The sequence below is a fragment of the Mangrovimonas sp. YM274 genome (assembly GCF_030908385.1).
Taxonomy (GTDB): Bacteria; Bacteroidota; Bacteroidia; order Flavobacteriales; family Flavobacteriaceae; genus Mangrovimonas_A.
Genome location: NZ_CP133091.1, coordinates 867,430 through 882,812 on the forward strand (window position 1 = coordinate 867,430; position 15,383 = coordinate 882,812).

Sequence of the window (15,383 nt, forward strand, 5' to 3'; positions counted from 1 at the left end):
TAACTTTAGATAGGCTATTCAATCAAAAAATGCATTCTTATCGAACAATATTACCCTTTAAGGTACTCGTACATTATTATCACCTAGCTATTTGGATTTGTCTTTTAAGTGCTGTGGGAGTGAATGCTTCCACTTTAATGGAGTCTAATGTTGGAGTGCCTTCTGTTCATACAGCTCATGATTCTGTGCTTGGATTTAAAGAAAAATCCATGGTCTATGCCAATCTAAATCAACCATTGCCTGCTGTAAAGTTTCTTGAAAAATATATTAGAAATTCTGCTGATTTTACGGCCATGAATTTTAAAGAATATGATAAAATCCGTAATTCCAAAGAATTCGAAGTTTTATCTGAAAGCTTTGAGCCAAAGATGACGGTGCTATCATTCATTTACCTTTATATTGCTTTAATAGGTTTTTTTATAGCTATAGTTTTAAATTTTTCAAAAAAGAATGATCGATGGGCCAAAATTTTGATCAGTGGTTTTTTGGGGGTGCATTCACTTTTCATTTTAGAATTTGTGCTTTACAATACTAATTATCAATATAAATACATACATACTTACCTTATGTCATCTTCGGTAGCTTTATTGTATGGACCATTACTATATTTTTATTTTAAAAGGATTACACAAAACTACCAGTTTAAAGCAATTGATTTGTTACATCTTCTTCCAGTAATCGCACTGATGTTTATTTTGGTGCCCATATATAGTTTGCCTGCTCTGGAAAAACTAAAAATTATTATGGGAACCAGTACACTATATGCGAAGACGGATTTTTTATACCTTATATTTATACCAAAGCTACTGTCCCTAGTTATTTATGGTGCTTTAATAAGACGATTGTATTTTAGTTCAAAACAAAAAGAAACAATCGCCAATCAAGAATTAGCCAATCAATGGAAGGATAACCTTTATAAAATTCATGTGGTGTACGTGCTGTCTTATTTTATTTATGGGATCAGTATTAGTGGTGTAATTGGTCAGGGCTTGAACATTATATACCAATCACAAGTTATCTCTATGTCTTTAATGGTGCTCTACATAGCTTCCATGGTGTATATTCAACCAAAGGTGTTTGCTAGTTCTGGTATTAAACTAAAGCCTTCCCTAAAAAAAGATAAATACAAAAAATCGGGTTTAACAACCTCTTTTTCCAATGAACTTAAGGACACGCTTATGAAGCTTCTTTTGGATGAAAAAATCTATAGGGACAGTTCTTTAAATCTTGAAAAGTTATCCGAAAAATTGGACACATCACGTCATAATACCTCTCAAATCATTAATGAGCATTTTAATGAAAACTTTTTTGAATTGGTAAATGATTTTAGAATCCAGGAAGCTAAGGAGCTTTTGGAAATTTCAAATCCAAAATCCAAAATGAATATCAGCGAGATTTTCTACGAGGTAGGTTTCAATAATAAGGTTACCTTTAATAATGCCTTTAAAAAACGAACAGGGATTACCCCATCACAATATAGAAAAGAAAATTCCTAAGGTAACATTCTTGCTAATTGCCTGTTGATTTTAGCATCTTAAAAAAGGTAAACCTTTATCGGGGTTGCCCATAATACAACAAATCTTCTCTTACTTTATGGAGATAAAAGTTTGGCAGACAAGCTACTTTTATTGGAATCCACTAAACTTGTTTTCGAAATCAGTAGTTAAGAAATTTGAATTAGCCTTCTCATTACGATGCATTTTTTTCTTGCGTTGTTGTCTGCCATTCTTGTTTAAAGGAATTAAGCGCTACAAAAGTAGCCTAGACAATTTAAAAACGAACTTATGAGAAAGATTTACAATTCAGGCTTGCTCCTAGTAATGCTTTTGGTCTCTTCTGTAAGCTTTGCCCAACAACGGCTCATTTCAGGTAATATTATCGATGAGTATGGCATTCCCTTGCCGGGGGTAAACATTATTATTAAGGGAACAACTACAGGAACACAGTCCGATTTTGATGGAAATTTCTCCATTGAAGCAAAGGACGGAGATGTGTTGGTGTTCACTTTTGTAGGGCTAAAAACAGTTGAGCTGCCTGTAACTTCATCCACTAGCGACATCAGTCTTACTATGCAGGAAGATGCCAGTCAATTGGATGAGGTAGTCGTGACGGCTTTGGGGATCAAAAGGAATTCCAAAGCTTTGGGGTATTCGGTAAAGTCTATCGAATCGGAAGAAATAACAGAAAACTCCGAGCCGGATTTGGTAAGGTCCTTGAATGGTAAGGTGCCAGGGGTTAATGTAAATGTATCTACAGGGGTAGCTGGGGCGGCTAATAAAATTAATATTAGGGGGATTACTTCCTTTCAAGGAGGGAACCAACCCTTGTTTGTTGTTGATGGAACGCCTTATAGTAACAACGAGGTAACCACCTCAAGTCAAACTACTGGTACCGGGGGGAGTTATGAATCGGGGATTTCATCCTTAGACCCCAACGATATTGCCAGTGTAGAAGTTTTGAAAGGTGCGGTAGCAGCTGCGCTGTATGGATCGAGAGCTGTAAATGGGGTAATTGTGATTACTACCAAATCCGGGAAATCGGGAGGGCTTTCCAATAAGAAGTTTGAAGTCTCTTTAAACTCAGGATTATATCTTGAATCCATTGCAAGATTACCGGAATATCAAAATACCTATGGAAATGGTACCAATTTCAATTATAACAATGCCAATGGGTCTTGGGGTGCAAGATTTGATTCTCGGGAAACCATCCCAACTTGGCCCAATTTGTTGAATGCCTTTCCGGATATGTTTGGGCCAACGGTGCCTTATGTGGCGCAGCCCAATAATGTGAAGGACTTGTTCCGTACAGGTGTAGTGGCGGATAATTCCATTAATGTGAATTCAGCCAATGAGAACTACAATTTCAGTTTAACGCTCTCCAATTTGGATCAAGAGGGGTACATTCCTTACAACACGTATAGGAGAACCAATATTTCCACAGGGGGTAATGTAAGCTTGGAGAATGGCTTAAAGATAGGTGCCAATTTAAGTTATGCTGACAGTGAGCAGGTCGGTGGATTTTTTGGAGAAAATCAATATGCAGGAGCGGCTTCTTCTTTCGCGAGAGCTTTGGTACTTGGTAGAACATGGGATTTTACGCTTCCCTATGAGGACCCAATTACAGGGGCTTCGGTGACGCCTAATGATGGCTATGATCACCCTTTATGGTCTTGGGAGCATAATCAAATTATCACCAGTGTAAATAGAACGGTGTCAAATGTGAGTCTGCAATATAATTTTAACAGTCACCTCAGTGCACGTTATCAGTTGGGAATCAATAAATATGTCTTGAACCGTGTTGAAATCACGGATAAAGGCTCTAGAGCAGCTGCGGGATTGGGACAGGTAAGAACAGAAGATTTTTCGAGTGAAGAAATAGAGTCCACATTGGTGTTTACATACAATCATGATTTGGCAAAAGATTTGAATCTTAATGTGCTGTTGGGGAATAACGTGAACCAATTTTCAACCTTGGATATTGGCTATACAGGAACAGGATTGATTGCCGATGATATCTTTACCATTAATAATACCTCAAATGTGGTTTCCGATTTTAATATATCCACCCGTAAGCGTATTGTTGGGGTGTTTACAGATATTGGATTGAATTTTAAAGATTATGCTTTTTTAAATATTACGGCAAGAAACGATTGGTCGTCAACCTTGCCAAAGGATAACAATCGGTTTTTATATCCTTCGGTGTCTGCATCTTTAATCTTTACAGATGCCCTTGGTATTGGAGGGGATGTTTTGGGATATGGTAAAATACGAGGTGGATGGGCCAATGTGGGGAGAGATGCAAGTCCGTACCAAATTAACAAGGTGTTTAGTTTGGGGGCAGTTTATGCAGGGCAGCCTACCGTTTTTGTGCCAACGATTTTAGGTAATCCTGATTTGGAACCTGAAAATACCGAAGAGTTTGAAATAGGAACCGATTTGGAGTTTTTCAATAAGCGCATCATTCTAGATTTCACCTGGTACCAAAAAACAACTACCGATTTGATTTCGCAGGTGAATGTGCCAACCTCTTCTGGGTATACGGCTTTACTGACCAATATTGGTAAAATGGAAAATAGAGGGGTGGAAATAGGACTCACCTTAACTCCTGTGAGAAGTGATAATTTCTCTTGGACAACGTTTACGTCATTTACCAGAAATAGAAATGAGGTTAAGGAATTAATTGAAGGACTTGATAGGTTTCCTATTGATGTGGACCAGATTGGTTTTGTGGAAGAAGGACAACCTTATGGCGTGTTTTACGGTACTGCTTTTGCAAGGGATGACGAAGGGAATTATTTGATTGAAGAAGGTGGGGGAGGAATTCTTCAGGCTTTGGAAAATAAAGTAATTGGAGACCCTACTCCAGATTTCAAAATTGGTTTTACAAATACGTTTCGATTTAAGAATTTAACCCTTCGAGCTCAGATAGATTGGAAAGAAGGTGGAGATATTTCTTCTACCACTTTAGCGTCCTTGCTGGGTAGAGGGGTGACCAAAGATACTGAAGATAGAGAGCACACTTACATTATTCCGGGATACTATGGAGATCCTGATACGGGGCTGCCCATTTTGGACAGCAACGGAAACAAGATTCCTAATGTGACTCAGGTAAGTATGAACAACCTGTACTTTTCACCAACCACCAATAGTAATACGTTTGGTATCAATTCGGTAGATGAGGCTTCCATTTATGATGGTACGGTTTATAGATTGAGGGAAGTGTCTCTTTCCTATGAACTACCCAAAAAATGGTTGGAAAACAGTTTTATTGGATCCTTGAACTTTTCGGTGATAGGAAGTAACCTGTGGTATTTTGCTCCAAATGTGCCCAAATATACCCATTTCGACCCCGATGTTACCTCCTATGGTTCTACAAACCTTCAGGGTATAGAAACACAGTCTGCTCCAAGTTCAAAACGTTTCGGGTTTAAGATAAATGTCACTTTTTAATTATTACGGTCATGAGAAATCTATTCAAAATAAAATACCTTAAAATTTCAGCTCTTGGGCTTCTTTTCATCTGTATGTATAATTGTAGTGACTACTTGGATATCAATACAGATCCTAATAACCCAACCACAGCGCCCTTGGATCAGTTACTCACGAATGTTGAGGGGAGTTTTAATCAGATAACCGAATTTGAGCTGTTTATAGCTGAAGAGTTATCCTGTTATGTGCACCAAATTGTGTATAGAGAGGAACAGGATCAATACGGAACCAAACAGGACAATGCAGATGTGCAGAATTCATGGGATGTGGCTTATTCGGTATTTACTGAGTCCAATATTATTATAGAACAGGGAACCGCAGACAATGAGATGGTTATGGTTGGGATGGCTCAAATCATCAAGGCCTATACAGCTGTGATAATTGTGGATGTTTGGGGAGATGCGCCCTTTACAGAAGCGGCACTTTTGGAAAGTGGCGTGGTAAGTCCCGTGTTCGATGATCAAGAGTTTATTTATCAATCAGCTTTGGATATGATTGATGAAGGTTTGGCTAACATCAACAGTGGTGTAGGGCAAAATCCGGGTAGTCAGGATTTGTTTTATGGAGGGAATGTGGCGCAATGGAACCGTTTTGTAAATACTTTGAAGTTAAAATTATATAACGAAATCCGTTTGTCTTCCATGTTTAATGCCGGAGATTTGAGTGCTTTGGTTGCCGAAGATAATTTTATGCAGAGCCTAACGGATGATTTTCAATATCCTTACACATCCACGCAATCACCTGCCGATGAACGAAACCCGTTATATAGAGATTCATACCTGACGGGGCAAACCTCCCAGTATGCTAGTCCTTGGTTTTATGAAATTTTAAAAGGATGGAATCCTAATATTCATACAGGAGTTCCAGATCCTAGATTACCCTATTATTTCTTTAATCAATTGGTGCCAGATCAATTGCCACCGGATGTAGGTGACCCTACGACGGGCAATCCATTTGCAGATTATTGGGACAGAAATACAGGCTTCCATTCCATTAGGTTTGGTAGTGTAAGTGCCAATAGGGATTTCACTTCAAGAAATTCATCAACTTATCCCGGGATTTATGTCTGCGGAGGAAAATATGATGATGGGCAGGGAGGAAGTGCTAATGCCAGTGCGGGAACGGGGGCTGCTCCCCATAGAATTTTGACCTATCATGAATCGCTGTTTATTCAAGCTGAACTGATGCAGGTTGGATTGATTCCTGGGAATGCCAGAAGTAAATTAGAAGAAGCCATTGTGGCGGCGTTCAGTAAGGTGGATAATGTGGTAGCTAATTCTGAAACTACTCAGGATGTGCCTGTTCTTTCGGGGTCAGCTGCTGTTACGGAGTTTGTAGAAGGAATTTTGCAGGAGTATGATGGAGCTTCCGCAGAAAAACAGATGGAGATTATCATGACCCAAAAATGGGTGTCGACCTTTGGAGATCCTTTCGATCAATATAACGACTACCGAAGAACGGGCTATCCTGTATTGGCAGATCCTAATGGGCCTTCACCAGAATATCAATTGGACAATGAAGATGATTGGCCCTTGGTAGACAGTGAAACCACGTTGACAAGATCGTATCAAATTTCACTGTTCTGGCCTCAGGCAGAATTGAATGTCAATCAAAATGCGCCTAGTCAAAAGGACGCCACAACCTATGCTATTTTTTGGGATAACTAATCAAAATTTTACACTATGAAAACAAAATATAACATAAAGATTCTCTTGATATTCATGATGCTTGGTTTGATTGCATGTGAAAATGATGGAGGAGATTCAGTAATTGAAACTTCCAATGGCGCTTTGCCTGATTTTAGCTTGGTTGAAGGAAGTTCCGATTTCATTGATTTGACAAGTTTTGATGATTTAATGTTGCAGTTTACTGTTGATGTGGGCATTGGTAATCCGGAATCTTTCGATTTAAAGGCCTTTTATCTTACAGCGGCCGGCGATCTTTATGGACCAGCAACATTAGATGAAAATGTAACCACGTTTCCGAAGGAGTATGCCATTTCAGGAGCGGATATCATTAATGCCTTTCCAGAGCTTAATAGCGTTGATGATGTACAGGTGGGGGATGTGTTTAAACTATTTACAGGGTTTACCTTTTCGGATGGGAGTAGTTTTGATATTTTAAATGAAAATGGAGAAGCCAATTACTACGCACCCGATTTTGATGCCTTTCCAATGTTTACGGCAAAATTGGATTATGTGGTCTCTTGTGAGTCGGATTTAGAAGGGACTCATTCGTTTGTGTCTACAAATTTGCAGGCGGCATATGGCTATGGTTGTCCAAGCGGAGAAGTTACAGGAACTGTAGTTTGGACCGCACAAGGTGGAGGGACTTATTTAACTTCCGATCTTGGTTTTGGACAATACGAATCATCTTGCTGGAATGATACCCCTGCAACCAGTGGTGGAGCGACTTTTACAGAAGTGTGTGGTGAAATTATCTCAGGAGGAACAGATCAATATGGACTGACTTATATCTGGGTAATTACAGGCGTAAATGGTGCGGAGTTGTCTATGTCATGGTCCAATGATTATGGCGATTCTGGAGACGTTGTGATTACGAGAGAAGGGGGGGGTGATTGGCCTGCACTATTCACGGAATGATAAGATTATGTGATGAATAATATCTAAAGAAACCTTCATTTTAATTAAAGTGAAGGTTTTTAATAAAAGCTTATGTTGACAAATAGTTATCATATTTTAAGAATTTATTCTATCAAAATTATTTTGATACTGTGCTCGTTATGTTGGCAGTCCTATGCACAAAATACGGTTGGCGTAATTACAAATACTGCCGAAGCCTATAATGGATATACCTTGTTTACCAATCATACCACGACTTATTTAATCAATAATTGTGGCGAGGTGATTAACCAATGGGAATGTGAGTATATCGACGGGAAGTCGGTGTATTTGTTGGAGGATGGCAGTATATTAAGGTGTGGGTTTGTGGAGAATTCCAATTTTTCATTACCTGGTATTGGTGGTGTCATTCAAAAAATAGATTGGGACGGTACTGTACTTTGGGAGTATACATATTCCTCTGAAGACTATTCTCAGCATCACGATGTATATCCGCTTCCAAATGGAAATGTTCTTATTTTGGCAGTCACCAAGAAAACAGATTCAGAAGCCTTTCAGGCAGGGAGAGACCCATTGCTTTTGGAAGAGAACTCTTTGTATAACGAACAAATTATAGAAGTAGCTCCTGTTGGATTTGATTCTGGAGAGATTGTTTGGGAGTGGAGCGCTTGGGATCATTTAATTCAGGATTTTGATAGTTCTAAGGATAATTTTGGGGTAGTGTCTGAGCATCCTGAGCTTTTGGATATTAATTATTTGGGAGTGTCAATAAGAGCTTCCAATTGGTTGCATGTAAATTCAATTCAGTATAATGAAACTTTAGATCAAATCATTTTGAGTTCTCGGCAGTTGAATGAAGTTTACATTATAGATCATTCAACAACTACTCTTGAAGCAGCGGGACATACAGGAGGACTTTATGGTAAAGGTGGCGACTTTTTGTATCGGTGGGGAAATCCAATAGCTTATGGTCATGGAGAAGAGGAAGATCAGCAGCTTTTTGGACAACATACGCCTCACTGGATCCCTGAAGGTTTGGTAGATGAAGGGAAGATTTTAATTTATAATAATGGTAACGGTAGGCCGGAGCTGTTTTCCAGCGTCGATATTATTGAGCCTTTCGTGGATGAATTCAATAATTATATTTATGAAGAAGGGCAAGCTTATGGACCAGAAGTGGCGGAGTGGCAATATACCGATACACCCTTGACCGATTTGTTTTCAAGGATCATGTCTAGTGCGCAACGGTTGCCAAACGGTAATACTTTAATTTGCGATTCGGATTCTGGGTATTTTTTTGAAATCGATGCTGACGAGAATAAGGTTTGGGAGTATATCAACCCCCAAAAAACATCAGGGAGTATTTTAAGTCAAGGGGATGTACCCGAAAGTAATTTGACATTTCGGGCTACCAAATATTCCCCCGACTATGGTGCTTTTGAAGGAAAGGATCTTACCCCTGGGCTGCCTATCGAGCTGAATCCTAATTTGGAAAATTGCAGTATTCTAAATATCGAAGAAGAAATTCTAGATGAGGTCAAGTTGTATCCCAATCCTGTCAAAACGTCTCTTTATGTAGAAACAAAAGACAAACTCGATGAAATAACTATATATGATTATACAGGGAAATTAATCTTTAAGGGATATGAAAAGGTATTGGATTTTAGCGGTTATAGTAGCGGGATGTATACAATCTCAGTAAAGATAAATGGGCACATTTTACATCAAAAAGTGATTAAGATTTAGGTGAAAATAGTAAGTTTTTACTTCAATTTGTGCGAATTCGAGATAGTTTACAAAAAGCCTATTATTGTTGTAGATTATTCAGTGATATCTTACAATACTTGAGGATATAATATTAATGTGTTGATTTTTAAGGGTTTGTTGTCTGTTATTTGGAATTGGTTAATAGGTTGCCTTACTTTGTAGCCAATGATAAATGAACTATAATGAAATTGATAAGTATAAAAAGGGAAACTATTTCCGAAGAACGATTTACCCCAAAGATGGGTTTATTAAGTACAAAAGTGACATACATTAAAAAGCAATTTTTAAGTATTCCTTTTAAAACACTCCACAAATATAGGGAGACTTATTATGGAGAAGTGAAGGATTGCGAAGATTGCGTTTTAGCGAGATAAAAAAATAAAGCCTCAATTTTTGAGGCTTTATTTTTTTGTAGAATTTATGCTTTTTTCTTGTTAAAAAAATTGGCCACTAGCAGCATGATCATTCCTGTAGAAACCGAAACATCTGCAATATTAAAAATACCAGTTTTGAACATGCCTCCAAAATCAAGATGCAAAAAGTCGGTTACAGAGCCGTAAACAATACGGTCGTATACGTTTGCTATTCCGCCACCAGCAATGCAGCACAGTGCCACAAGGCTAAAACGGTCCAGTGTTTTTGTTTTAAAAATGTAATAGATTAGATATCCTAATACCAACACAGGTAATAGCAATAAGAATATGAGCTTCAAAGTTGGGTTTAAATCGCTTCCCATACCTAAAAATGCACCTGTGTTTTCAACATTCATCATTACAAAAACATCTCCAATCAAAGAGATTTGTTCTCTAGGATCGACACTTTGCCTGATGATAACTTTTGAAATTTGGTCCACGGCAATATTGGCCGCAATGAGCAGAACAATTCCTAAACTTCTTGAAATTTTCATGAGCGTTTAGTTATTGGTTTCTAAGGTTGCCGAAACAGTTTCAGAATCTTTATTAATTTTCTTTACCAAACCTTGCAATACTTTTCCAGGGCCAACTTCGGTGAAATGTGTAGCACCATCGGCAACCATTTGCTGAACAGATTGTGTCCATCTTACTGGAGCAGTTAATTGCGAAATCAAGTTGGCCTTAATTTCTGCAGGATCGGTTACGGCACTAGCCGTTACATTTTGGTAAATAGGACATTTTGGTTGGCTGAAGGTTGTATTTTCTATAGCGGCAGCCAATTCTTCTCTAGCAGGCTCCATCAAAGGAGAGTGGAATGCGCCTCCTACAGGTAAAACCAATGCTCTACGCGCTCCTTTTTCTTTCAGTACCTCACAAGCTTTGTTGATAGCTTCTACTTCACCGGAAATTACCAATTGTCCTGGGCAGTTATAGTTGGCAGCAACTACCACGCCATCAATAGACGCACATACTTCTTCCACAACTTGGTCTTCAAGTCCTAATACAGCCGCCATGGTGCTCGGTTGTAATTCGCAAGCTTTTTGCATAGCCATAGCACGTTGAGACACCAAACGCAATCCGTCTTCAAACGTTAGGGTACCGTTGGCAACCAAGGCAGAAAATTCACCTAGAGAGTGTCCTGCAACCATGTCTGGTTGAAATTTATCTCCCAAAGTTTTGGCTAATATTACGGAATGTAAAAATATGGCAGGTTGTGTTACTTTAGTTTCTTTCAAGGCTTCAGCACTTCCTTCAAACATGATATCGGTAATTGAAAAACCTAAAATTTGATTGGCTTTTTCAAAAAGTTCTTGGGCTAAAGTTGAGTTTTCGTAAAGGTCTAGACCCATTCCTGTAAATTGGGCACCTTGACCTGGGAATATATATGCATTCATGTTATTAATTTTAGTCATGCAAAAATAGGAATAATATCTTTAAAAGATAGTAGCCTTTATCAGCACTATAAAAGGTTTTGAAACTTAATATTTTAACTTGGATTTGCGTTTTGTAATCTTGTTATAAATTCTCTGTAGCAGCTTCTGCACAGCGTTCGCCATCCATGGCTGCGGAAATAATGCCACCGGCATAACCACCACCTTCACCACACGGGTAAAGATTGGATATTTGAGGGTGTGCAAGTTGTTCGTTTCTAGGGATATTCACAGGTGAAGAAGTTCTAGATTCCACACCTATAACATTGGCTTCGGAGGTATAATAACCTTTCATTTTTTCTCCGAAGGCTTTAAATCCTTTTCTCAACGAACCACCAATAAGTTTTGGTAGTAATGAATGCAATGGCGCCGATTTTAATCCTGGTTGGTAAGAGGTTGGATTGAGATCGGTTGATAAATTGCCTTCCACAAAATCGGTGAGACGCTGTGCGGGAGCGGTTTGGGTTCTGCCTCCAGCAGTAAAGGCCAATCGCTCCAAATCTTTTTGATATTCCAAGGCTTTGAATACCCCGTGTTTTTCATATTTGTGCAAATCGGTGTCTGCATTTATTTCAACAACAATCCCTGAATTTGCAAATTCATTGTTGCGTTTTGAGGGCGACATTCCGTTTACCACCACTTCTCCATTAGCGGTTGCGGCAGGCACAATAAATCCACCTGGGCACATACAAAATGAATAAACACCGCGATTATTTACCTGCTGCACCAAACTATAGGCTGCAGCGGGTAAAAGTTCATCACGTTGCCCAGAACAGTGATATTGTATAGAATCGATTATATGCTGAGGGTGTTCCACACGAACGCCCATTGCAAAAGATTTTGCTTTTAACCCAATGTTTTTGTCGTTCAATAAATAGAAGATGTCTCTTGCAGAGTGTCCCGTAGCAAGAATTACGCGATTCACAGGAATCTCTTCTCCTAGTTGTGTGTGGATGGCCGTGATGGTGCCATCCTTAATTGTGAAATCAGAAACACGGGTTTCAAAATGGACCTCTCCTCCGTATTTCAATATGGTTTCACGAATGTTGGTAACCACCTTTGGTAATTTATTGGTCCCAATATGGGGATGGGCATCTACAAGAATTTGGTCTGTGGCACCATGATACACTAAATTTTCAAAAATTCTGCGAACATCACCGCGTTTCAAACTTCGGGTGTAAAGTTTCCCATCACTATAAGTTCCTGCTCCACCTTCTCCAAAACAATAGTTGGAATCTTCATTCACAAAATGCTCTTGGTTGATGGCTCTAAGGTCGCGGCGTCTGTCTTTTACATTTTTACCTCTTTCAAGAACTACAGGTTTAAATCCTAATTCAATACAACGCAAAGCAGCATACATTCCTGCGGGTCCAAACCCAATAATATGTATGGGTTTGGCATTGGAAACATCTTTGTAATCAAAATGGTATTCTGAAGTTTCAGGAACAGGTTCCTTAATGTATACGGCTATTTTGTAATTAAGAATGATCAGGCGTTTGCGGGCATCAATAGATTTGCGCAACACTTTAATTCCTGAAATGTCATCTGCAGGAATATCCAAAAATTGAGCTGCTTTAAGAAGCAGAATATCGCTTTGCCTTTCCTCTTCCAGAGTTACACGCAGCTGTATGTCTTTTACCATGTGGCAAAATTACTGAAAAAGTAGCTTTTATTGCGATTTATTAAGCTAGAGAATTACGCGCGTTCGTAAGTTAAAAATGAAAATGAGTAATCGTGTTTATCGTCTTTTTGGTGGAATTCATTAGCCACTTCTTTCCATTGCAAAGGATCTATTTCAGGAAAATAGGTGTCGCCTTCAAAACTTTCATGGACTCTGGTCAATTCAATTTTATCGGCAATGGCCATAGCTTGTTTGTAAATTTCGCCTCCACCAATAATGTAAGGCTGGGGATCACTTTTAGAGGCGTCAATGGCATCTTCCAATGAGTGCACCAAAACTACACCGCTAGGAACTTTATAGTTCTGCTGGGTGGTAATGACAATATGGGTTCTGTTTGGCAGCGGTTTTGGGAAACTTTCAAAGGTTTTTCTTCCCATGATAATGTGATGTCCGTTGGTTAGGTTTTTAAATCGTTTTAAGTCGTCACTTAAATGCCAGATCAAGTCATTGTCCTTCCCGATGACATTGTTTTCAGCCGCCGCTACAATAATGGTCAATTCATTGTTTTTAGTTGGTTTTGCAGCTGTAACTGTTGGCTCTGGAAGTGTTTTTTTAAGCTCTTCAATTTTTGCTTTTTGTTTGGCAACTAACTTATTTAATTGGTTTTGTTCCCAATCTTTGCCCATAAATCTGTGTGTTACAAACACATTAAAGGTATGGTAGAGCAAAAAGAACAACCAAATAACGATAGGATAGACAAACCAATTTACTCCAAAAGGTTTGACATCTTTGCCAATGCCCATGGCAAGGTTGGCTAGTATAAGAAACACAGCGCCAATTAAGAAAACTACAAAATGGGAGTATAAACGTTTTTTTTGTTTGATACGCTTTTGGGCGTATTCAAGCATTTCCAATTGTTCTTTATCTATTTGCGGCGTTGGTTTCTTCTTTCCGAACATAGGTTGCATATTAGTTAATGTAAATTTACTCTTTTTAGTGTAAATGAAATAACATTAATTTAATGAAAGGGAAATGAGGTGTGACCCTTTGAAAATAAAATGATTACGGGGCGTTTAAAGTAAGTCGAATTTTAAAACACCAAAAAACAGAAGATTTTATTTTATTCTTTAAATTAAAATAAAGTCATTTTTAAGAAAATGATAAATATTTGATATACAGTCCACTTTGTGTTTGTTTGTGAGCAATTCTTTCATAGATTTGAATATAATTAATTCGTTTTACCATGGCAATTTCAAAACAATACTTAAAGAGTAAACCAATTTGTAAAGTGACCTTTTCACTACCTGCAGAGGAAGCTAGTAAAGTTACAGTGGTAGGAACTTTTAATGATTGGGATACCGAAGCGGTCGCTCTTAAGAAGTTAAAAAATGGAACCTTTAAAGGAACTTTGAATTTAGAAAAGGATCACTCGTATGAATTTAGGTATGTAGTAGATGGTTCCTATGTAAATGATGACCAAGCCGATGGATATAAATGGAGTGATTATGCTTCGGCCGAGAATTGTATTTTAAACCTATAATTTTTAATTCCATATAAAAAGCGCTTTAAGGATATTCTTAAAGCGCTTTTTTGTTCCAATATGTTTTAGGGTTTATACGGCCACTGCTCCCTTAATGTGAGGGTGAGGATCGTAACCAACCAATGTAAAGTCTTCAAAAGTGAAATCAAAAATATCCTTAATTTCAGGGTTTAAAACCATTGTAGGTAAAGGTCTTGGTTCTCTGGATAATTGGAGTTCCAATTGCTCGTAGTGGTTGCTGTAAATATGGGCATCTCCAAACGTATGGATGAAATCACCCGCTTCATAACCGCAAACCTGAGCCATCATCATAGTCAATAGGGCATACGAGGCAATGTTGAATGGCACTCCTAAAAAGATATCGGCACTACGCTGGTAGAGTTGGCAGGAAAGTTTACCATTGGCCACATAAAATTGAAAGAAGGCATGACAAGGAGGAAGCGCAGCTTTTCCATTGGCAACATTCTCACTAAAACTTTTCGAAGTATCAGGAAGTACCGAAGGATTCCATGCGGAAACCAACATGCGGCGACTATCGGGATTGGTTTTTAAAGTTTGGATGACATCTTTTATTTGGTCAATGTCATCACTATTCCAATTGCGCCACTGATGTCCGTAAACGGGGCCTAAATCACCATTTTCATCAGCCCATTCATTCCAAATTCTAACGCCGTTTTCAGTAAGGTAATCGATGTTGGTATCCCCTTTTAAAAACCAAAGCAATTCATGGATAATGGATTTTAAATGTAATTTTTTGGTGGTTACCATCGGGAAGCCTTCGCTTAAATCAAATCGCATTTGGTATCCAAATACACTTTTGGTTCCTGTACCTGTGCGGTCCGATTTTTCATTGCCATGCTCCAAAACATGCTTAACGAGGTCGTGATATTGTTTCATATGCCTAGTTCTGTATCTCTGGTATTTCTTTGCTTTTAGTTGAAAAACATGTAGTAAACTTACATGATTAAGTATGGTGCTAAATTAGCAAAAAGGCAATAAGAAAATAAAGCTGTTAGGAAATGATATTAAAAGTTATCAACGA

At 38.4% G+C, this 15,383-nt stretch carries 12 protein-coding genes; 7 read left to right on the forward strand and 5 right to left on the reverse strand.

What is annotated here, in order from left to right:
- The first annotated feature begins 29 nt into the window (after window positions 1–29).
- From RBH95_RS03805 to RBH95_RS03830, 6 genes are all read left to right on the forward strand, one after another.
- The gene (locus RBH95_RS03805) at window positions 30–1,496 is read left to right on the forward strand and encodes an AraC family transcriptional regulator (protein ID WP_307901397.1); all 1,467 of its coding nucleotides are present in this window, start codon (window positions 30–32) and stop codon (window positions 1,494–1,496) included.
- Window positions 1,497–1,784: 288 nt separating this feature from the next.
- Window positions 1,785–4,949, forward strand: a complete 3,165-nt coding sequence (locus RBH95_RS03810; protein WP_307901398.1) for a SusC/RagA family TonB-linked outer membrane protein — start codon at window positions 1,785–1,787, stop codon at window positions 4,947–4,949.
- An 11-nt stretch (window positions 4,950–4,960) separates the two neighbouring features.
- A complete protein-coding gene (locus RBH95_RS03815) occupies window positions 4,961–6,655 on the forward strand; it encodes a SusD/RagB family nutrient-binding outer membrane lipoprotein (protein WP_307901399.1) in 1,695 nt (564 codons plus the stop codon).
- 15 nt (window positions 6,656–6,670) lie between these two features.
- On the forward strand, window positions 6,671–7,591 hold the full coding sequence (locus tag RBH95_RS03820) for a hypothetical protein (protein ID WP_307901400.1): 921 nt from the start codon (window positions 6,671–6,673) through the stop codon (window positions 7,589–7,591).
- 72 nt (window positions 7,592–7,663) lie between these two features.
- On the forward strand, window positions 7,664–9,316 hold the full coding sequence (locus tag RBH95_RS03825) for an aryl-sulfate sulfotransferase (RefSeq protein ID WP_307901401.1): 1,653 nt from the start codon (window positions 7,664–7,666) through the stop codon (window positions 9,314–9,316).
- Between the two features lie 203 nt (window positions 9,317–9,519).
- Window positions 9,520–9,711: a hypothetical protein gene (locus tag RBH95_RS03830; protein WP_307901402.1), complete on the forward strand. Its 192-nt coding sequence runs from the start codon at window positions 9,520–9,522 to the stop codon at window positions 9,709–9,711.
- Window positions 9,712–9,755: 44 nt separating this feature from the next.
- Here RBH95_RS03830 and lspA read toward each other — a convergent pair whose 3' ends face one another.
- The 4 genes from lspA to RBH95_RS03850 all read right to left on the reverse strand — a co-directional run bounded on the left by lspA (window position 9,756) and on the right by RBH95_RS03850 (window position 13,760).
- Complete coding sequence (gene lspA, locus RBH95_RS03835) at window positions 9,756–10,244, reverse strand: signal peptidase II (RefSeq protein ID WP_307901403.1); 489 nt, start codon at window positions 10,242–10,244, stop codon at window positions 9,756–9,758.
- A 6-nt stretch (window positions 10,245–10,250) separates the two neighbouring features.
- Window positions 10,251–11,144, reverse strand: a complete 894-nt coding sequence (fabD, locus tag RBH95_RS03840) for an ACP S-malonyltransferase (RefSeq protein ID WP_307901404.1) — start codon at window positions 11,142–11,144, stop codon at window positions 10,251–10,253.
- 121 nt (window positions 11,145–11,265) lie between these two features.
- Window positions 11,266–12,822: an NAD(P)/FAD-dependent oxidoreductase gene (locus RBH95_RS03845; protein WP_307901405.1), complete on the reverse strand. Its 1,557-nt coding sequence runs from the start codon at window positions 12,820–12,822 to the stop codon at window positions 11,266–11,268.
- Between the two features lie 53 nt (window positions 12,823–12,875).
- A complete protein-coding gene (locus tag RBH95_RS03850; protein WP_374047823.1) occupies window positions 12,876–13,760 on the reverse strand; it encodes a dihydrofolate reductase in 885 nt (294 codons plus the stop codon).
- Between the two features lie 284 nt (window positions 13,761–14,044).
- Here RBH95_RS03850 and RBH95_RS03855 point away from each other — a divergent pair, with 284 nt between their 5' ends.
- Window positions 14,045–14,341, forward strand: a complete 297-nt coding sequence (locus RBH95_RS03855; protein WP_307901407.1) for an isoamylase early set domain-containing protein — start codon at window positions 14,045–14,047, stop codon at window positions 14,339–14,341.
- Between the two features lie 72 nt (window positions 14,342–14,413).
- On the opposite strand, the gene RBH95_RS03860 is transcribed toward RBH95_RS03855, so the two are convergent.
- The gene (locus RBH95_RS03860) at window positions 14,414–15,238 is read right to left on the reverse strand and encodes a thymidylate synthase (RefSeq protein ID WP_307901408.1); all 825 of its coding nucleotides are present in this window, start codon (window positions 15,236–15,238) and stop codon (window positions 14,414–14,416) included.
- Between the last annotated feature and the right edge of the window lie 145 nt (window positions 15,239–15,383).